A 19,033-nucleotide genomic window follows, 5' to 3' on the forward strand; every position below is an offset into this window, starting at 1 on the left:
TCTACAAGATGAGTTTGCTCAAATTCTTACTACAGAAGAATTTTTAACCCAAGTATGAGTATAAAATAATCCGTCAACTCTTATTGAGCTGACGGATTTTGAATGCAGTAATGTAGTGAACCAAGACACAAATAGGTAAATTTGGACCTTATACTCTTCGAAAATCTCTTCAAACCACGTCAGCATCGCCTTACCGTAGGTATGGTTACTGACTTCGTCAGTTCTATCCACAACCTCAAAACAGTGTTTTGAGCTGACTTCGTCAGTTCTATCTACAACCTCAAAGCAGTGCTTTGAGCAGCCTGCGGCTAGCTTCCTAGTTTGCTCTTTGATTTTCATTGAGTATTAGAACCGATGATTAACAATTATTCATAAATGTCTATAGATTCACTCATAACTGACCATACTAGTCTACCCCCTTTAGAGCACTAATCATGTCAATCTTTCTCATACGAAGACTAATAAAATAAGCAGTCCCTAAAGATGTAAACCAAACCAATAACGTAGCAGAAGCAAGGACATACATACTGACATAAGCGGTATACTCAATTCGAATCGTCGAAAATGTTGCTACATATTCTTTCAAAAACCATATGCCTAAAGGAATTCCTACTAGCCACCCAATAAAGGTAGTTAGTATAGTCTCAAAAAGAGTTACCATCTGTAGATATTGATTAGAAAATCCTAATACTTGCAATGTAGCATAGTCTCTCATTCTCTCTACAAAGTTTAAAGAACCTAGATTATATAGAACAATAATAACAAGTAATAAAGCAAAGCCAATAATCATTAGAAATACACTCATTAAACTAGCTACAAAATCATAGGCATTTTTTTCTTGACTCCCTTTTTCAATGACAGATAGAACACCTTTGTCTTGCTTAATAGTGTCTTGATCCACCTCTGACCCAACTAATAAAGTATGGGGAGTAAAATCTCCCCCTGCTTTTTCAAAGACTCTAGCATGAAGATAAGCCCCTTGATTGGTTTCACTTGTGACAATCCCTTTTACTTCAAACTTGTAAGTATGACCATCTTGATAAGGAGTTACAGTTAAAACATCTCCGACTTTAATACCTGCCAAACGGGCAAATGATCTAGTTACATACAAACCATCATCTTTCAAAGATTCAGCACTCTCTGTTTTTGCTTGTATCATATCTCCATCATCAAATATAATCAATAAACGATTGTATCCATCATCTGGACTAAAATGTGCTTGTGAAATTTGTACACCTTGCCCACCATATTTAGACTTAGAAGTAGGATAATCCGCCACAGTCAGTCGTTTTGAGTAAGAAAAATCTTCATTATATGCCTTATCAACAAGATGATTCATAGATACAGGCATACCAATTCCAGCAATCAGTAACATCATACTTCCTGCAACTCCCACGATTCCCATCAAAACTCGAATACGATTAAACGAGGCATCACGAATTGCCCATCTTGAAGGATAAGAAATTCGTTGCCATATAGGGGAAAATCTTTCCACAAAGACAAATTTAGCAAGTTTTTCTTTACCTCTTAAAAATATTGCTGGTAAGCCTCTAGCTGACTCTCTAGAAGCTAAATAGGCAGCTAAAATACAAATTATAATGACTACAATACCAATGACTATTGATGAAGATGAATAAGAGATTTGCCAATTTGGAAGTGTAAACATTGACTTTTGAGTTTCTAGTACAAACCATGACATCAAAGGAGAAATAGCAAAGCCTGCTAAACTACCTAATAAACTTACTACTAAACCAAATAAAATATAATGTAAGCCGATAGCCTGATTTGAAAAACCTAAAGCCTTTAATACAGCAATCTCTTTTGTTTGACCATCAATCAAACGCTGAATGGTTGTAAACATAGCCAAAATAGCTAACAAAATAAAGATAAAAGAAAATAAGTAAGATAAATTCCTAATTTGCCCCACTCGATCGGTAGCTTCTGATATTTCAGTTAAACTTTTTTGATCTTGATAAGAAACTAAATCGCCCCCAAAAATAGACTCTAAATCTCCTCGCAAATCCACCTTAGAACCGTAAATTTCTAAGGCATTATCTGACGATAAACCCAGAATTCCTTTTGCAATTTCATTATCTGCAATATAACCATAGGCATCATTGTCAGGATTTGGAGCTATATATTCCATGCTACCTGTAAAATAAATCTTATCTGTCGCCTGAACAAATCCTACAATTTCTAAATCTATCTGTTTCCCCCTTGATGAAATAGAAATTGAATCTCCAATCTGTAAATGATTCTTCTTCGCATAATTCCCATCAATCCAAATCGAATCTTGTTTTCCCTCAGAAAAAGGACTTCCTTCTGTTACTGTAACCAGTTGATTATCTGTAATCGTTTCAAGATTGATTCGTCCGTCAGTCTTGTCTAAACGAACAATATTAGCAAAGCCTTTCTTTTTACTGACAACTTTTTCAACAGAAGATAAGAGTTCAACCTGCTTGATTTTTGATTCATCAATTTGTCTCGCTTGAACCCAAACAACAGGAAGTTCAGATTGTTTCAAATAACTCTCTAGACTCTTTTCAAGTCCATGCCAAGCTCCTTGTAGCCCTACAAAGATTAATACACTTAATAGAGACATCAGAAAAACAGAGAAAAATTGTTGCCAATTTTGCCGAAGATCTCTTAATAATTTTATATGAAGATACCTCATCCCAGCACCTCTTCATTATTCTCTATTTTTTCAATACTTCCATCTTTCAAATATATCACTCGATCTGCAAATTTAGCAAACTCTCTATTATGTGTAACCATTACAACTGCAGCATTCCCATTTCTAGAAACTTCCTTCAATAAAGTTAAAATACTATCACCTGTCTTTGAATCTAACGCTCCTGTAGGTTCATCACACAATAATAGACTAGGCTCTTTAGCCAATGCCCTTGCAATTGATACACGTTGCATTTCACCTCCAGAAAGTTGATTAGGAAAATTATTTTTTCTATGAAGTAAACCAACTTGATCTAAATACATATCAATTTCTTTATTGTTTTTCACTAAATTGGCTGCAATACCTATGTTCTCCTTGGCCGTTAAACTTGGAACTAAGTTATAAAATTGAAAAACAAAACCAATTTTATCTTTTCGATAAGCAGATAATTCCTTATCCGTAAACTTTGTTACTAGTTCCTCATCAAATATAAAGGTTCCTGATGTCGCACGATCCATCCCACCAAGTAAATTTAGTAACGTACTTTTCCCTGAACCTGATGGACCTAAAATAACTGTAAATTTCCCTTTCTCAATAGAAAAACTAACTTGATCCAGAGCACGAACTTCTTGCTCTCCTACCTTATAAATCTTACTAATATTTTGAAACTGAATCATACATACTCCTAATATCTTGTCATAAATTTTATTTTTTCCTTTAATGTAGGCTCTTCATACTGCTCTATGATACGTTTAGATACTGCTTCCCTGTTTTCTCGTATAACCTTTTCAGCTAAGGAAATAGCCTCATCTACTGGAACAACTATTGGCAACTCATAATGTTGAATGATTTGATTTAACCGTTCTTCCTGACTACCTTTGACACAATAAGGTGTCAGACCCAAATTCCTATAAGCTTCATATAATTCCTCATCTGATAAATTCCGATACTCTTCAGATACTGGTCTATGCCCATCTGGATCCATTTCAAACTCTACTGGTAGATGGACAACATCTGTATACCACAATTTCGCATGATTCTTAGAGACAACTCCATAAGCAGTCAAATATTTTTTAAAAAATGTTCGACCAGGAATACCTAAAATAGATTTCATCAATCGATGAACGAATGCTGAGCCTGGATTAATTCCTACCCTCATTCGAACAGTCCCGTAAATCCATTCATTCAATACTGAACCATCTGATAGAAAACTTCCATGTTCCTTGTATAAAATTCCTTCTGTACGAATTCTCTCTTCAAAACGCTTTAATCCCAGTGCCATTAACTCAGTTGATGACATATCCTGAAATCTTCTGCCAGGATATAAATCTGTCAAAATTTCCCTCGCAGATAAAGCGTCAATTAAGGGAAGTCCCGTTGCAATCGAAAGAGCTGTAGCAGTTGTTGTCTTACCCGTAGAATAAGTACCTGATATGACTAACCTTAATTCTCTATTTCCCATCACTGTCCCCCTCCATCAGGTAATTTTTGAGCTATTTTACTTTTGAAGACTACCTTATGATCTATATCATACCCAGACATTTCGTAGATTTTCCAATGTTCTTCTCTAATTTTTAACAATCTATTTTTCGAAACACTACCACTAAGCTCTACTACTCCGTTCAAAATTGGTGAATCCAAGTCTGCACTTACTTGCTTCATCCACATGGTATTGCTCTCCTCCCGCGATATCTCTTCGATATGGTAGGCTAACATCTCTGCCATTTGAGAAAAAATAATCAGAAGTTCTAACAAACTATAATAATTCTGTTCCAGACTACCTACACCACTATATTCAACATCTTTGATCAATACTTGCTCTGCTTTACAAGATATACTACTATCTGAAAATTCAACATCGTATATATCATGTTGTCTATCTCTTAAATGCGTTGATAAAAAATCTCTACCTTGTTCTCCTATAGCAGCTACATTTTCCATACATTCTAATAATTGATAGCCTAAACAAACTTTCATATCCATTACCAAGCAATCAAATTCAATCACTTGGTTCGTCATTTTGAAATTTTGTAATTCTAATTTTAAATTTACCAATTCTTCTATAGCTTTTATCCCTGACTTTATCTCAAAATGGCTTAACCTATACTGATTTAAGCTCACTCCCATTCTTTTCAGTATTTCACTTCCAAATAAATGAGCTAATACTATTCCATCTAATGTACTCAGGTGCTGCTGTATGATTTCAGATTGTTTACTAGACCACAAACCTTCTTGATGAAGAAACCCAACCCCTTCTAAAATATTTTTCAACTTAACTTCATAAGTCGTCCTCTTATGCCCTCTACCAAAATAGCGATTTCTATTATCTCCAAGTAAATAATCTACTGTTAGCATATCCTTCTCCAATCTATTAAACTGACTCTATCTTAAACAAAAAAAGACAAGAAAGAATCCGTAATTTACGAAAACCTTCTTGCCTTTTTAGGATAAAATTATAAAGATACGAGATTTAATCGAATAGCCTCACGTACAGCTCCAACTCTACTCGTCACTCCCAACTTTGAACAAATATTTGAAACATGAGTATCCACTGTTCTCCTGCTAACAAATAAACTATTTGCTATCTTTTCATTAGAATATTCTTTTACAATAAGTTCCAATACACTTAACTCCGTATCTGTCAATAGATTATTTTCTTGCTTTTCTAACAAACCATCTGGGATAACGTGATTTCCCTTATAAACAGCATAAATTGCACTTTTAACATCCAAATAAGAACTTTCTTTGGGTAAAAAAGCTTGAATCCCAAAATCCATCGCTCTCTTATGTAACAAAGTGTCATAAAATCCTGATAAAAGAACTATCTTGGGAACTGTATTCAGAAATCTATTTATCTGACTAATAACATCAAATGCCGTTACTCCTTTCAACATAAAATCCATAACTAGCACATCTACCTTTTCATTCTTAAGACAGAGAAGTAAATCTGCTACTTCTGTATAGGACCCAACAATTTCAAAATCATCTTCCTTTAAAAAATAGTTCTCCAATCCTTGTAATACTAAACTGTGATCATCAATCAAAACCAAACGAATCATTTTTCTTCCCTTCTATAGGTATTCGTATCTTCACACTTGTAGGTTCAATATTTAGCTGAACAGTTCCCCCCAATAAATGAACCTTCTCTACAATTCTATTTAAACCAAAATGATGTTCATTAGACTGATAGTTTCCCTTAAAAATACCATCATCTGTAACTTCAATAGATAAAATCTTTTCTTTTGTAGATAAATCTACAGTAATTTCTCTAGCATTCCCATGAAGAATACTATTATTTACTAGTTCTTTAACTGTCCTTAATACAAACGTGCCCACTTTATCATTAACTTTTTCTTCATCTATTGAAAAAGTTGTCATAATCGAAACAGTTTCCATCTTCATGAATTGATTTAATATGCTAGTAATAGATTCTTTCAACCCTAACTCATGCACCATTAAAGGATAGATATTGGAACATAAATCTCTTAATTCAAAGACAATATCATCCAACATCTCTAATAAAGCTCCCCTATTAATTTGTTCACTAATTTCTAACTGCTTTTTATAATAAATAACCTTCTGAATTGTAGTATCATGTATAAACGTTGCAATTTCTTCCCTCTCTAATTCAGTAGCTACAAAAGTATGAAAACTACTAAAGATTCCCTCCATTTTATGGCTAATCAACATCATTTTCCTTATTTCAGGTAACAAAGCTAGCGAAAAAAGAAAAGTGTAAAGAACGAAAAAAATTGGAGAAAATTCTCTTAATAGCAGACTAAAAAGAATAATTAGACTAGTAAAAAAAACGGCAAATATCAAGTTATATATGAATGGATTCCACTTCCAGGCAACATATATCAGTCGTTCTAGTATCAAGTTATTCACAATAGAGAACAAAATAAGCAACAATAGAGGAATACTATAAATAAACGAAACTTCCTTACCAATCGGAAAAATATATCCAAAAAATAGAGGAAATAAGGCCAGAACTGCTAAAAATAAGGTATGAATTGGCAACATTTCTCTTCTCTGATAGTAATTTATAAGCATCTTTAACAGTAGGATAACTAAAAAGAAAAATACTAAATAAAATACTCCCCTAGAAAAAAAGATGGTTAAAAAATCAATGGGCTGTATAAGATTATAAACATACAAAAGTTGAGTTATGAGTGAATAGCCCAGTATAATACGAGAAAAGTTAGAAATGGTTGAACCTTTTATCTTCAAGACTAACACTCTAATGAAGATATCCATGAATAATGGAAATAAAGTCAAGTATGAAATTAATAGACTACGACCAAATACATCTCCTATACTTGATGGAATAATCGATAATAACATCAGACTAGTATAAATAATAAAATAAAAATATCGTTTCCCAGTTTTTCCTCTACTTCTGCCTTTTATGTATAAGCGAAATAACAGTAGAATCAGAAAAGCAATGATTGATAAAACAAGAAAGATAATTTGGCTTGATCTCCCAGATTCTATTATTAAAGTCTTTGAAATTCCCCTATCTAACACTGTCACAGAATGAAGCGGTTCAACAATTAAAAATCGAGATAATAAGAAATTACTATCTGGACTCTGACCGTCTATTTGTATAATAGATGACCCTATTATCTCTTGATGATTTGCAAAGCTTCCCAGATTATGGACTTGTCTAACTATCCACTCATTCTCATGTTTATCTACGGTGATTCCACTATACGTTCGGTTAAATATTGAAAACGAAAAATAAAAAAAGAAAATAAATAACAAAATCAAAGAAAATCGAAATATTTTTGACTTCATTGTTTGTAACACTCCATATTTCACTTGATATTGATGTTTATTCTACCATTTTTTCATTCAATAAGACAGGTTTTATAGTTAAATTTATTCTTTTTTCTTTCGAAATATAACTGATACAATCTTCTAGTAGGTAAAATCCTCCCTGATTTGACTTTTGAGGACAAGATGAAAATCGCCTACGAACACTTGAAACGCTTAATTAACCTCAAAGAGGAAAATGTCGCAGTTCGTGAGTTCCGTGGCCTCGCTCCTCACTACCTCCATGGACCATCTGCGCTGCCAAACTCCGTGGAGCTATTTCACAAGCTAGCACCCTGGCAGAGATTGAAGCACTCTTGCAGTTGGATAAGGCTTAATAAATTAAAGAGACTGGACAAAAACTCAATTTAAGTAGAAAATAAAGTAAATCTTCCCACAATAAAACGCATAGTATCCAGGTTTCAACACCTAATATTATGCGTTTTTTTATTTTAAAGACTTTTTGTACAGCCTCTTTCTTTGATTGTAAAAATTCAAATACTAATCGTTATTATTGATTCAAAGCAACACTGGAAACCTTGCCATCCGCTCCTGTTGTAATTTGGATGATTTTTCCTCCACCGATTTTGGCATTATACTTACCATCATCAAGAGTATAAGAATAGCCTTTGATAGAGTAATTTTCTTTCTTTCCATCAGCAGATTCTACTGTAAATTGACCACCTGATGAAACTGTGATGGTTTCGCCATTAGCTCCCTTCCAGTTACCCGCTGCAGCTGAGAAATCTCCGTCTACCATGGTTAAAACACCCTTGTAGCGTTTATTTTGCTCTGCTTGCTTATCTTGAAGTTTGCGGTCAGTTGTAGAATCATAGCTTGATTGGTTAGACTGGGCTTGAGAAGCCTGTTGAGTTGACGGAGCCTGAGCAGAAGTTTGTTGACTAGCTGCCTGTTGATTAGCTACTTCTTGACCTTGTCTTTGCTCTGGTGCAGGTGCCAATTGTGACGGTGTCGCACTTGCTGAAGATTGATCAGTAGACGCCTTAGCCTTTTCAGATGAAGCTGAATTTGAGGACTTCTGAGTCTTGCTTTCTTTGCTAGCAGAAGCTGCTTTAGAGCTTGATGATTGGCTTGTCTTAGCAGAACTGCTTGCTTGAGTTGTTTCCTTTTTATTTCCACAAGCTCCTAATAGCAAGGTAGAAGCCAATACAGTTGCTGCCATCAATTTGATATAGGTTTTCTTTTTCATTTTTCTACTCCTTTGTAATATTTTAGAAATATAATGAAATCTTTTTGTAATATAATTGTAACATTCTAATTTAAATATGTCAACAATTTATCTAAACTATTTTAAAAATCTCACATAATTTAAACACCTTTACTCCTCCTACTCTTCTATTCGTAATAAAACAGAAAAACAGGAGATTTTCCTGTTAAAAATTTAAATTTGTTTTGTGTAATCGCTTGCATCTTTAAATACAAAGGAATATAATAACATTGAAATAGAATATAGGAGGTGCACTCTTATGCTAAATAAGTATTACAAGTATCTTCCTTGGTTGATTTTAGGAGCTATTGGCTCTTATCAGTCAGCCACTCACTATGCGCGAACTGCATTTGATGTGTTTTATCTGACTACAATCTTTTTGATTGTTTATATCGCTTTGTTAGTTTTACATGAGAACTATCTCAAGTATCGATACAAAGACTTCTTTACTCACATGTTGAGCAATTCTAAGAAAGATGGCCATCCCTAAAACAGTCGCAACAGCAAATCAAACTAATAAAGGCAAATAAAGAGGTCGGGAACTTTTTCCCGGCCTCGCTTTTTATTTCAATCGATAGGTTTTTCTTGGTTTCTTTTTAGGTACTCGTTTGAGTCCGACTTCTTCTACATATTCTCCGTATTTTACGAGAAAGTTATTGCTGACGATGGGACGACCGGGGGTGATAAGATTGACCAGTTCAGTCCCTTCATAGACAGTGAACTCCTCCTCCAGCAGATAGAGGAAGGTCGGATTCCAGTCGAGACGGCCTTGGATTCGTTTGATGGATTCTTGGATAATGGCATAATGGTCAAAAGCGAAGGCTTGCTCCTCCAACTCTACTCCCTCTAAGAAGCACTTGCCTGTCTGAAAATCGACATCTGCAAAAACGACATCCTTGGCATCGTCTCCTGCTTGAACAAGTTCTAATGCACGACTAGGTAAATAAACCAAGTGGGCAATCGTCACTGTCCAGCCTCGGGGGTCACGGCCGGGGGTCGATACGGTCATCAATTGCTCAATTTTTTCCAAAGGAAGATCGAGATTAACTTCTTCTCTCACCTCACGCTGACAGGCATGCGCAGCGTCTTCGCCCTTGTCCATAAATCCTCCAACTAAGGCCAAACAGTTTTGATAAGGGTGAGCCTTGCGACGGATTAGCAAGAGCTTGATCTTTCCTTCAACAAAGCAGTAGGCTACCATATCCACCGTCACACTTGGTTTTTCGTATTGAGGGAGTTCCTGCTTGTAGTACCAATCTAAAAACTCTTCCTGACTTTCATGAATTTCAAAATATTCTTTTTCCGTCATCTCTGCTGGAATCATCGTGTCCGTCATTTTATGCCTCCTTACGAACTGCCTTGGTCCATTGGTACCAACCTACTAGACTATTGAGAGTGTAAACCCAGTACATCCCTTGGATATGGATATTTTCACCCCACCAGAGATAAATACTAAAGAGATTAGTTGCAATCCAGAAAATCCATTGCTCACGATAGAGACGTGTCATCAAGAGCTGACCGACACCATTGGTCGCATCGGTAACACTATCACGGAAAGGGCGAGCACTATGGATACTTTGGTAAGCCAAGCCCATACCAATCCAGATGATAGCAGTCAAGGCCAAGTACTTGAGCCAGTCAAGCACAGATAATTTCTTAGCTTCAAAATGAGATTCTTCTGCTTTTCCTTGATCATTGATACGGTTGGACAGCCAAGCATAGAGACCAATCGGCTGCATGACAAAGAAGTAAACGGTCGTCAAAACTTCACCATAAAAAGTCGCATTCATGGCCAAAACCAAATAGATAGCAGAGTTAATGGCCCCAAAGAGATAATTGCTTGCACGCCCTTCGGCTACCAAGATAACACAGACAATCCCAGTCCAAGATGCAAACAAGCTCATCCAGTCATGACTTTCTGTATTTTGCGTGAATTCCAAGATCAAGGGAACACTTGACAGGACGATGAGATACAACCACTGGAAGAGGCTACGACCGACAAATAGATCTTTCCAGAGCAGGTTCATGATTCCTGCAAAACCGATCTTGCGGACTTCTGCAAGGACGTTTTTAAAGTTTTCGATAAATTGTGTGATTTTTTCAGTTAGTTTTTTCATAATTTTCTCCTAATCTGCTTGGTAAATGGCATCGATAGCCACTTTTGCTGCTTCATAATTTCCTAGATAATCCTCAGCTAGATAAACTAGTGGAATGTTTGCTAAGTAGCACTCCCTCATCTGATCCAAATGCTGGGAAAAACTATGACGAATATGATCTTCTGCCATGGTCATATCTCTAAATCCGTCGTTGACATAGGAGCCGACAGGCTGCACAAAGAGAATCAAGTCCCATTTTTCCTTAGCCAAGATAGAGGCAAAGAGATTATCAAAGGTTTCTCCTGATAAGTCCTCTTGATCCTCAGTCTCCATATAATAATCATAGTAGCCCTTGGTTACTAAGGAGTTGGTGTCTGCTATCACCAGTCCCCTATTGGCATTACTGTCAATTAACTTAGAGGTCTGGTCATACTGCCCCAACAGGAGATAATAGTAATCCTTTGGAGTCAATTCATCGTCGCGGACATTGTTTTTGATCTGGTACTCACGTGCGTATTCCAGACTGACGGGTGCATCGTAATACCTAGCCAAATCCTTGGCCAGAGTGGTCTTCCCATTACTGGCACTTCCCATAATCAACACTTTCTTTGTAAACTGACGTCGGAAGGGTTGAGCGATGTATTTCCAATATTTGCTTGGATTTTCTCGAATCATAGTCGCTGAGATACCAAACTTTCTTTCTTGCAAGACAGTCTCAAAGCCACGATTTGATAATTCCTGCTGGTAGTCTGCATCTCCCACAAAGAAGATTAGTTCTTGCTGGGTTTCATCATAGGAAATCTCTACAAACATCTGATTCAACCACTCCTGCCAGCCCATAGGGTAACGAGGAAGATGGGTTTCATCTAACTTACAAACCGAGGTCAACTCGTCATCACCAAAGGCCTCTCGGATATAGCGGAATCTTTTTTGAAGCGTTAAGCCTACCTGTTCCCCTCTGTCTCCCTCATAGCCTGAAACGACAAGCCAGACCTGGTCACACTGCCGCTTCGCTCGCTGAATCAGATCGATATGTCCTTGATGAAGTGGAGCAAAGGTTCCAAATACCACTGCTGTTTTCTTTTTCATAAACCTATAGCCTTTTTATATTTTTTGATATTTTTATTATCTATGTTTTTATTGTAAACTATATTTTTGTTTTGTCAATAGTTTTTTATCATTTTTTATAAAAAGATTGCGAAAAAAAAGAATCAAGATTGCTCCTGATTCTCCATTTTTATGCAATATCAAATTTCAATTGGCCTGCTTTGACACCAATCTTAAGTGTCTTACCTTCAATTAATTCTCCCTTGAGAAGAAGTTCTGCCAACTTGTCTTCCACTTCTGTTTGTAGGGTTCTACGAAGTGGACGAGCTCCCATCTCTGGGTCATATCCTTGATTGGCCAACAATTTCAGTGCGGAAGTTTGTAATTTCAAGTCAATGCCTTTTTCAGCCAAACTTGCCACTAAAGGTTTGACCATAATCTTCACCACTTCCTGCATATGGTCACTAGATAGGCTATGGAAGACCACCTTTTCATCAATACGGTTAATAAACTCAGGTCTATAAGCTTTTTTCAGCTCTTCAAACATGCGTTTTTCCATATTTTCCTGATCAAAACGAATATCCTTAGCCCCAAATCCGACAGTCTTGTCATCACGAAGGGCTGTCGCACCAAGGTTTGACGTCATGATGATAATGGTATTTGAAAAGTCAACCTTGCGTCCCTTGCTATCGGTCAAGACACCGTCATCCAAGACCTGCAAGAGAACATTAAAGATGTCTGGATGGGCTTTTTCTACCTCATCAAAGAGGAGAACAGAGTATGGTTTGTTGCGAACCTTCTCGGTCAACTCCCCACCTTCTTCGTAGCCCACATAACCCGGAGGAGCTCCGTTGAGACGACTGGCTGCGAATTTCTCCATATACTCACTCATATCAAAGCGGATAAGAGCTGATTCGTCGTCAAAAAGAACTTCTGCCAAAGCCTTGGCCAATTCGGTCTTACCGACACCTGTAGGCCCTAGGAACATAAAGGAACCAATCGGACGCTTGTGACTGCGAATCCCTGACTGGTTGCGGCGAATGGCACGGCTAATACTTGAAACTGCTTGATCTTGACCGATGACACGTTTGTGCAATTCAGCTTCCAGATTCAGGTATTTCTTAGCGTCAGTTTGAGTCAGTTTTTGAACTGGGATACCTGACAAACGACTCAAGGTGGTCAAAATATCAGACTCTGTCACCAAGTCTTTATAGACAGGCACTTCCTCTTCTTTAGCAATTAGTTGAGCAGCTTGTTTCCACTTGCCATCCATCAAGGCCTTGTCAGCTGGACTCAAACCTGAATCATCTGCTTTTACATTTTTAGTTTTATTTTGCACTGTTGCCGCTGCTTCATCCAAAAGATCGATAGCAGAGTCTGGCAAGTGACGACTGGTTAAGTAACGATGCGCCATCTTGACAGCTGTTTCAACCGCTTCATCTGTGATTTGTACACGGTGATGTTTCTCATAAGTCGCCTTCAAACCTTGTAAAATGGTCATGCTGTCTGCCACACTTGGCTCTTCAATCGTTACTTTGGCGAAACGACGAGAAAGGGCCGCATCTTTTTCGATGTGTTTTTGGTATTCTTCCTGAGTGGTCGCACCAACCGTTCTCAAGGTTCCACGCGCCAAGGCTGGCTTCAAGATGTTGGCCGCATCCAGAGTTGAATCAATTCCACTCCCAGAACCCATGATGGTATGAAGTTCATCGATAAAGAGGATGACTTGCCCATCTTCTTCAATATCCTTGATGATATTGTTCATGCGCTCTTCAAAGTCACCACGGAAGCGTGTCCCTGCCACGACATTCATCAAATCAAGCTCTAACACGCGCATCTTAGCCATTTCCACAGGTACATCCCCACTAGCAATACGCTGAGCGAGTCCAAGGGCCAGAGCTGTTTTCCCGACACCAGCATCCCCAACCAAGACAGGATTATTCTTGGTTTTACGGCTCAAGATTTGAATCATACGCGAGATTTCCTTATCCCGACCGATAACTGGTTCCAACTTGCCAGAACGCGCTTGCTCTGTCAAATCATGCGTATAGTCCTCGAGTCCACCACTCGGAGTCTGGGGCATTCCCATCATATTAGCCATAGAATTTTGCTTGTCAGCTACTGTACGATGGCGTTGGCGTAAAGCCTTGAGGTCTTCACGAGTCCAGCCTGCTCGTTCTTCTAAATTTCGACGAAGGGCTGCAATCTTGACCTGATCTTTCTTGTCTTCATAAGAAAAACCAGCTCTCTCCAAGATACGAGTCGCCAAGGCATTGCCATCATGCAAAATCGCATAGAGGACATGCTCTGTCCCTAGCATCTTAGCATGGACCACTGACGCCACATATTCTGCTTCAGCAAAAAGAACCTGCAAACGATGAGAAAACGGCAATTCCGTAAAGGTTTCATCCTGGCTATAGTCCGTTTCAGTCAGTTCCAAAGCGACCTCTTCTAAACGGTCCATCTCATATGGATAATCATTTAAAGTCGCCCCTGCCACACTATAACTGTGATTAGACATGGCAATCAACAAGTGCCAAGACTCTAGGTAACGAGCTCCAAAATGGCCAGCAACCATGTAGGCACTTTCGATACATTCATTCAATGCTTTTGAATAGTTCATCTTACTTCCCTTTTCTATCTACCTCTTGTATAACCTGTCGTAGCATGTTAGCTCGAAGGACTGGAGCTTCTTCTCCTAGAACGCGATCCAAAGCTACTGCCATCAGCAAATTCATCTCCTGCTTGGTCATCAATTCCTGCTCAACCAAAAGCTGTAGAATATCCTCATAAATTTCTTGACTGACCCGCTCGCCAATCGAATAAAGTAGCTCTCGGAGCATTTCATGATGACTAGAAAACTCAATCCGTCCTATACGAATGTAGCCTCCGCCACCACGCTTACTTTCAACCAAGTAGCCTCTACTTTCCGTAAAGCGTGTCTTGATCACATAGTTAATCTGACTAGGAACAACCTGGAAGGTATCTGCCAACTGACTCCGTTGCAACTCCACGATACCAGATTGATCTAAAATCGCCTTGATGTAGGCCTCAATATGATCCGATGTATTTTTAAATCTCATTACAAACCCACCTCTCTCTTTGAACCTTGACTATCTTTGACTATTATACCGAAATTTTCTCATTTTTAAAAGAAAAAGGGCGCTGGTAAAGGATAATCTTCACCAACTCCCTATTTTTCTAATTATCTAAGCCTAATTCTGCCAAGATTTGACGTTTGTAGGCAATCTTTTGAACTTCCTTGTCCTCATCTTCAGACCAATCTAGTTTAATTTCTGAAACAATCTGCCCAGGGCGATTTTTCAAGATATAAATGCGGTCACTGAGATTGAGGGCCTCCTCAATACTATGAGTAATAATCAATGTTGTTAGCTGCAACTGCTTGTGAATCTCAAGGTACCAAGCGTGTAGTTCCATCTTGGTCATCTCATCCAAGGCGCTAAAGGCCTCATCTAAGAGAAAGAGCTTGTGCCCGAAAAGATAGGTACGAAGCAAGGCCACACGCTGACGCATCCCCCCACTAAGTTCATGGGGATACTTGTCTCGTACAGCTGTCAACTGAAAGGTCGCAAGAATGTCATCCGCGCGGGCAATAGCTTCGGCCTTATCCACCTTTTGAATCAAGAGGGGCAGAATGATATTACCAAGCACGGTCTTGTGCTCCAAGAGCAGATCCTTTTGCAACATATAACTCACGCGCCCCTTGGGATTTTCTTCACCATCAAGGACAATTCTCCCTGACTGAACTTCTAAAATCCCCGCAATTAAGTTGAAAAGCGTAGTCTTACCAACGCCACTTGGACCTAGGATAGAAACCACTTCACCTGAAGTGACTTTCAGATTGATGTCCTCTAAAATCCTCTCCTGACCATAGGCATAACTGACATGTTCTAGTCTAATCTCTGTCATTATTTCACAAATTCGTTGGTGAAGCCTTTGTCTGTCAAATCTTCTTTAAGGATACCATTTTCTTTATCCCATTTGTAGAAGGCATTCCAGCGAGCTGCATCAAATTGACCCCATTTTTCCTTGTCGCTTGCGTATTCTTTTGACAAGTATTTTTGAGATTCGATGACAAAGTCACGTTTTTCCTGAAGTTCAGGTGCATTCTTAATGAGGATATCTGCCGCTTCCTCTGGATGCTCCATAGCATATTGGTAACCTTTTTTGATAGCTTGGATAACTTTGCGAGCTTCTTCTTTGTTGTCTTTCAGATAGTCGTTGTTTGCGATGATAACTGGTGAGTAGTAGTCAAATTCTTTAACGTAGTCTTTCAAGTACATGAAGCTAGCCTCTACGCCTTGAGATTTAGCAAGGATTCCATCCCAACCGTAGTAGATCCATGCAGTATCAAATACTCCATTAGCAATCGGTGTGATAGAGTTTGAGTCATTATTTGGTACTTTTTCTACCTTCTCAAAGTCCCCACCTTGTGATTCTACCAAGGTTTTCAACATAGCAAGTTCAGTTGGGTCATTCCAAGTCCCGTATTTCTTACCAACCAAGTCCTTTGGACTAGCTACATTATCAGATTTACGAGAGATAATTCCTGATGTATTGTGTTCAACAATAGCTGCAACGGCAGTAATTCCTGCACCTTTTTCTAACTTCTTAGCCATGTAGTCTTGGAAATACACTGCAAATGGCGCCTTACCATTAATGACTAAGTCAGAAGAACTTTCTTCTGGTGGCAATTTCAAATCAACATCCACTCCAGCTTCCTTGAAATAGCCTTTTTCCTTAGCCACATAAAGCCCTGTGTGGTTGGTATTTGGCGTCCAGTCTAGGATAAAATCGATCTTCTTGAGTTCTGCTTCTTTGTTGTCCTTAGAAGCAGTTCCTTGACCACAAGCCACAAGCACAACAGCTACAAGAGCTGTTAAAACAGTTAAAAACACTTTCCATGTTTTTTTCATTTTGATTTCCTCTTTTCTTTTTCAGAAACATTCTAATTCTACGAACGTTTCCATTTAATAACATATTTCTCGCTGATATCGACCAACTTCATACCCAGAAGGCTGATAATCGATACCAGAATAATAATAGCAAACATGGTATCATACTGAAACAGTTTCTTGGACTGAATCATGTAGACACCTAGTCCTTCAAAGCCTCCCAACCACTCAGATACCACTGTTGTGATAAAGGCGTAGGAGACACTGACCCTCAGACCTGCATAAAAGTAAGGCAGACTGACAGGAATTTTAAAATGCCACAGGATTTGCCAAGGCTTGGCCCGCATCAGACTAAACAAGGTCAGCATATCCTTGTCACAATGCCTAAAACCGTCCAAAATGCTGACGATGATGGGGAAGGTTGTCGTCAAGATAATCAAGACAATCTTGGGGAGAATCCCATAACCTAGCCACAAGACCAAGATAGGAGCTATGGCAATAGTCGGAATAGTCTGAACAACCACCATCATAGGGTAAATCAGGTCATTGAGCCAAGTCAAACTATCCATGAGTACAGCCATGAGACAGGCAATCAAAACTCCCAAAACCAACCCCAGTAAAGCCACTCTCAAGGTGGCCCAGCTATGGTGCCAGAGAAATTCTCTATCACGAACAAAGGCCTGGAGAATTTCAAGAGGTGTCGGCAGGATAAACTTGGGGAGAAGTTTAAGAAAACCTGCTAACTGCCAAATTGACAAGACTCCGAGAAAACCCAATAGACTAATGTGTCGTCTCAGTATACTTTTCAAGTTTCTCATCAATACTTAAAATCTCTCCTACATTTATTTTGACATTGGCAAAGATATTATCTGCCTCATTCCCTACCACTTCTAGCGCTTCTTTGAGAATGCGCATAAGCTCATCAAACTCCCCTTCCAAGACCGTTTCAAATGGTGTCACCACCATAGTCACCTCTTGAGCTTGCAGATAAGCAATGACTTGATCGATAACAGCAATCCGATCAATCCCCTGTGATAGGGGTAAAATTTGCAAGGCAATGCTTGCTTTCATAACAACCTCCTCTTCTCGTTTTCCTTTGATAAAAAGAAAAACCTTTACCATATATGGAAAAGGTGCAGAATAGACTAAGTATCGTTCCCTACGCTGGCATTACCCAGATCAGGTGCGGTCGAAGTTTAACACTTCCTCTCAGACTGTACACAGACTCCCATATATTATATGGACATATGATAGCGCAAAACCAAAAAAATGTCAAGGAAACTGCTTACAGAAAAACATGAAAAAGAGTTTGAAAACAAGTGCTTCAAACTCTACATAACTTTTTATTTAGCCTCGTACCAGGTTGCCCCTTCATTTTCGTCTGCGACAAGGGGAACACTGAGTTGAATGGCTTCTTCCATAGTTTGTTTGACCAATTTTTTCATTTCTGCTAGTTCAGACTTAGGAACTTCAAGGACGATTTCATCATGCACTTGTAACAGCATCTTAGTCTGATAACCACCTGCAACCAAGGCTTTATCCAGCTGAATCATGGCAATCTTGAGAATATCTGCCGCCGAACCCTGGATAGGAGAGTTGATAGCAGTCCGCTCTGCAAAACCACGAATATTGAAGTTACGCGAATTGATATCTGGCAACTCACGACGACGCTTGAAGAGGGTCTCTACATAGCCCTTATCACGCGCCTCACGCACCACTTCATCCATGTAGTTTTTAATACCTGGGAAGCGTTCAAAGTAGGTATCAATGTAGGCTTTGGCCTCCTTACGGCTAATGCCCAAATTATTAGACAAACCAAAGTCTGAAATCCCATAAACCACTCCAAAGTTGACAGCCTTGGCATTGCGACGGTCGTTTGCAGTCACATCCTCAGGACGCTCAATGCCAAAGACCCGCATGGCTGTCGAAGTATGGATATCTGCCCCCTCTTGGAAAGTCTTAATCAAGTGCTCATCCTTAGAAATATGCGCCAAAACACGCAATTCAATCTGCGAATAGTCCGAACTGAGCAACACACTATCCTTCCACTCTGGCACAAAAGCCTTACGAATGAGACGGCCTTGTTCCAAACGCACAGGAATATTTTGCAAGTTTGGATCCACACTAGACAAACGCCCAGTCTGGGTCAAATCCTGAACATAGCGAGTATGAATCTTGCCATCAGCCAAAATCCAGTCTTGCAAGCCAATCTCAATCGGTGTCTTGGTATCAATGGTCGCCAGTGTTTTAGACAAAAAGG

General features: G+C 38.6%; 19 protein-coding genes, 1 pseudogene and 1 riboswitch. Of the genes and pseudogenes, 2 read left to right on the forward strand and 18 right to left on the reverse strand.

Annotated features, from left to right (window positions below):
- Positions 1-18: 18 nt before the first annotated feature.
- From RWO85_RS08015 to RWO85_RS08045, 7 genes are all read right to left on the reverse strand, one after another.
- Positions 19-339 (reverse strand): hypothetical protein, encoded by a 321-nt coding sequence (locus tag RWO85_RS08015; RefSeq protein WP_314415194.1) that lies wholly within the window; start codon positions 337-339, stop codon positions 19-21.
- Positions 340-406: 67 nt separating this feature from the next.
- Positions 407-2,674 carry an ABC transporter permease gene (locus RWO85_RS08020; RefSeq protein WP_314415196.1) on the reverse strand — a complete coding sequence of 756 codons (2,268 nt, stop codon included), beginning with the start codon at positions 2,672-2,674 and terminating at the stop codon, positions 407-409.
- Positions 2,671-3,348 (reverse strand): ABC transporter ATP-binding protein, encoded by a 678-nt coding sequence (locus tag RWO85_RS08025; protein WP_000614114.1) that lies wholly within the window; start codon positions 3,346-3,348, stop codon positions 2,671-2,673. Before RWO85_RS08025 ends, RWO85_RS08020 begins: the two co-directional genes overlap by 4 nt.
- 8 nt (positions 3,349-3,356) lie before the next feature.
- A complete protein-coding gene (locus RWO85_RS08030) occupies positions 3,357-4,133 on the reverse strand; it encodes an ATP-binding protein (RefSeq protein WP_314415198.1) in 777 nt (258 codons plus the stop codon).
- Positions 4,133-5,026: an AvrD family protein gene (locus RWO85_RS08035; RefSeq protein ID WP_314415200.1), complete on the reverse strand. Its 894-nt coding sequence runs from the start codon at positions 5,024-5,026 to the stop codon at positions 4,133-4,135. The genes RWO85_RS08030 and RWO85_RS08035 overlap by 1 nt, the downstream gene beginning before the upstream one ends.
- 98 nt (positions 5,027-5,124) lie before the next feature.
- Entirely contained in the window at positions 5,125-5,730 is a 606-nt protein-coding gene (locus RWO85_RS08040) for a response regulator transcription factor (RefSeq protein WP_295502605.1), read from the reverse strand.
- Entirely contained in the window at positions 5,708-7,480 is a 1,773-nt protein-coding gene (locus RWO85_RS08045; protein ID WP_314415201.1) for an ATP-binding protein, read from the reverse strand. Before RWO85_RS08045 ends, RWO85_RS08040 begins: the two co-directional genes overlap by 23 nt.
- Positions 7,481-7,597: 117 nt before the next feature.
- Between RWO85_RS08045 and RWO85_RS08050 the strand changes: the two are divergent.
- Positions 7,598-7,824: pseudogene (locus tag RWO85_RS08050) on the forward strand (tRNA dihydrouridine synthase DusB); the annotation flags it as partial.
- 173 nt (positions 7,825-7,997) lie between these two features.
- On the opposite strand, the gene RWO85_RS08055 reads toward RWO85_RS08050, so the two are convergent.
- On the reverse strand, positions 7,998-8,696 hold the full coding sequence (locus tag RWO85_RS08055; protein ID WP_314415202.1) for a hypothetical protein: 699 nt from the start codon (positions 8,694-8,696) through the stop codon (positions 7,998-8,000).
- Positions 8,697-8,973: 277 nt separating this feature from the next.
- Here RWO85_RS08055 and RWO85_RS08060 point away from each other — a divergent pair, with 277 nt between their 5' ends.
- The gene (locus RWO85_RS08060) at positions 8,974-9,204 is read left to right on the forward strand and encodes a hypothetical protein (RefSeq protein ID WP_314415203.1); all 231 of its coding nucleotides are present in this window, start codon (positions 8,974-8,976) and stop codon (positions 9,202-9,204) included.
- Between the two features lie 72 nt (positions 9,205-9,276).
- Here RWO85_RS08060 and RWO85_RS08065 read toward each other — a convergent pair whose 3' ends face one another.
- The 10 genes from RWO85_RS08065 to RWO85_RS08110 all read right to left on the reverse strand — a co-directional run.
- On the reverse strand, positions 9,277-10,050 hold the full coding sequence (locus tag RWO85_RS08065; RefSeq protein WP_314415205.1) for an NUDIX hydrolase: 774 nt from the start codon (positions 10,048-10,050) through the stop codon (positions 9,277-9,279).
- 1 nt (position 10,051) lies between these two features.
- A complete protein-coding gene (gene pnuC / locus RWO85_RS08070) occupies positions 10,052-10,831 on the reverse strand; it encodes a nicotinamide riboside transporter PnuC (RefSeq protein ID WP_314415207.1) in 780 nt (259 codons plus the stop codon).
- 9 nt (positions 10,832-10,840) lie between these two features.
- Complete coding sequence (locus RWO85_RS08075) at positions 10,841-11,899, reverse strand: AAA family ATPase (protein WP_314415208.1); 1,059 nt, start codon at positions 11,897-11,899, stop codon at positions 10,841-10,843.
- A gap of 148 nt (positions 11,900-12,047) precedes the next feature.
- Entirely contained in the window at positions 12,048-14,480 is a 2,433-nt protein-coding gene (locus RWO85_RS08080; RefSeq protein ID WP_314415211.1) for an ATP-dependent Clp protease ATP-binding subunit, read from the reverse strand.
- A gap of 1 nt (position 14,481) precedes the next feature.
- A complete protein-coding gene (locus RWO85_RS08085; RefSeq protein ID WP_042901850.1) occupies positions 14,482-14,940 on the reverse strand; it encodes a CtsR family transcriptional regulator in 459 nt (152 codons plus the stop codon).
- A 118-nt stretch (positions 14,941-15,058) separates the two neighbouring features.
- Positions 15,059-15,787: an ABC transporter ATP-binding protein gene (locus tag RWO85_RS08090; RefSeq protein WP_314415213.1), complete on the reverse strand. Its 729-nt coding sequence runs from the start codon at positions 15,785-15,787 to the stop codon at positions 15,059-15,061.
- On the reverse strand, positions 15,787-16,794 hold the full coding sequence (locus RWO85_RS08095) for an ABC transporter substrate-binding protein (protein WP_314415215.1): 1,008 nt from the start codon (positions 16,792-16,794) through the stop codon (positions 15,787-15,789). Before RWO85_RS08095 ends, RWO85_RS08090 begins: the two co-directional genes overlap by 1 nt.
- Before the next feature lie 38 nt (positions 16,795-16,832).
- Positions 16,833-17,591 (reverse strand): ABC transporter permease, encoded by a 759-nt coding sequence (locus tag RWO85_RS08100; RefSeq protein ID WP_194250903.1) that lies wholly within the window; start codon positions 17,589-17,591, stop codon positions 16,833-16,835.
- Positions 17,554-17,844 (reverse strand): thiamine-binding protein, encoded by a 291-nt coding sequence (locus tag RWO85_RS08105; RefSeq protein WP_314415217.1) that lies wholly within the window; start codon positions 17,842-17,844, stop codon positions 17,554-17,556. The genes RWO85_RS08100 and RWO85_RS08105 overlap by 38 nt, the downstream gene beginning before the upstream one ends.
- Before the next feature lie 68 nt (positions 17,845-17,912).
- Positions 17,913-18,015, reverse strand: a riboswitch (TPP riboswitch).
- Between the two features lie 101 nt (positions 18,016-18,116).
- The coding region (locus RWO85_RS08110; RefSeq protein WP_314415219.1) for a DNA polymerase at positions 18,117-19,033 on the reverse strand (917 nt) is incomplete at its 5' end.

This window comes from uncultured Streptococcus sp. (assembly GCF_963521865.1).
Lineage (GTDB): Bacteria > Bacillota > Bacilli > Lactobacillales > Streptococcaceae > Streptococcus.

What these genes read in the sequence shown, in the direction of transcription:
- RWO85_RS08015 (WP_314415194.1), bottom strand. Translation starts at nt 339, where the DNA reads ATGAAAATCAAAGAGCAAACTAGGAAGCTAGCCGCAGGCTGCTCAAAG.
- RWO85_RS08020 (WP_314415196.1), bottom strand. Translation starts at nt 2,674, where the DNA reads ATGAGGTATCTTCATATAAAATTATTAAGAGATCTTCGGCAAAATTGG.
- RWO85_RS08025 (WP_000614114.1), bottom strand. Translation starts at nt 3,348, where the DNA reads ATGATTCAGTTTCAAAATATTAGTAAGATTTATAAGGTAGGAGAGCAA.
- RWO85_RS08030 (WP_314415198.1), bottom strand. Translation starts at nt 4,133, where the DNA reads ATGGGAAATAGAGAATTAAGGTTAGTCATATCAGGTACTTATTCTACG.
- RWO85_RS08035 (WP_314415200.1), bottom strand. Translation starts at nt 5,026, where the DNA reads ATGCTAACAGTAGATTATTTACTTGGAGATAATAGAAATCGCTATTTT.
- RWO85_RS08040 (WP_295502605.1), bottom strand. Translation starts at nt 5,730, where the DNA reads ATGATTCGTTTGGTTTTGATTGATGATCACAGTTTAGTATTACAAGGA.
- RWO85_RS08055 (WP_314415202.1), bottom strand. Translation starts at nt 8,696, where the DNA reads ATGAAAAAGAAAACCTATATCAAATTGATGGCAGCAACTGTATTGGCT.
- RWO85_RS08060 (WP_314415203.1), top strand. Translation starts at nt 8,974, where the DNA reads ATGCTAAATAAGTATTACAAGTATCTTCCTTGGTTGATTTTAGGAGCT.
- RWO85_RS08065 (WP_314415205.1), bottom strand. Translation starts at nt 10,050, where the DNA reads ATGACGGACACGATGATTCCAGCAGAGATGACGGAAAAAGAATATTTT.
- pnuC (WP_314415207.1), bottom strand. Translation starts at nt 10,831, where the DNA reads ATGAAAAAACTAACTGAAAAAATCACACAATTTATCGAAAACTTTAAA.
- RWO85_RS08075 (WP_314415208.1), bottom strand. Translation starts at nt 11,899, where the DNA reads ATGAAAAAGAAAACAGCAGTGGTATTTGGAACCTTTGCTCCACTTCAT.
- RWO85_RS08080 (WP_314415211.1), bottom strand. Translation starts at nt 14,480, where the DNA reads ATGAACTATTCAAAAGCATTGAATGAATGTATCGAAAGTGCCTACATG.
- RWO85_RS08085 (WP_042901850.1), bottom strand. Translation starts at nt 14,940, where the DNA reads ATGAGATTTAAAAATACATCGGATCATATTGAGGCCTACATCAAGGCG.
- RWO85_RS08090 (WP_314415213.1), bottom strand. Translation starts at nt 15,787, where the DNA reads ATGACAGAGATTAGACTAGAACATGTCAGTTATGCCTATGGTCAGGAG.
- RWO85_RS08095 (WP_314415215.1), bottom strand. Translation starts at nt 16,794, where the DNA reads ATGAAAAAAACATGGAAAGTGTTTTTAACTGTTTTAACAGCTCTTGTA.
- RWO85_RS08100 (WP_194250903.1), bottom strand. Translation starts at nt 17,591, where the DNA reads ATGAGAAACTTGAAAAGTATACTGAGACGACACATTAGTCTATTGGGT.
- RWO85_RS08105 (WP_314415217.1), bottom strand. Translation starts at nt 17,844, where the DNA reads ATGAAAGCAAGCATTGCCTTGCAAATTTTACCCCTATCACAGGGGATT.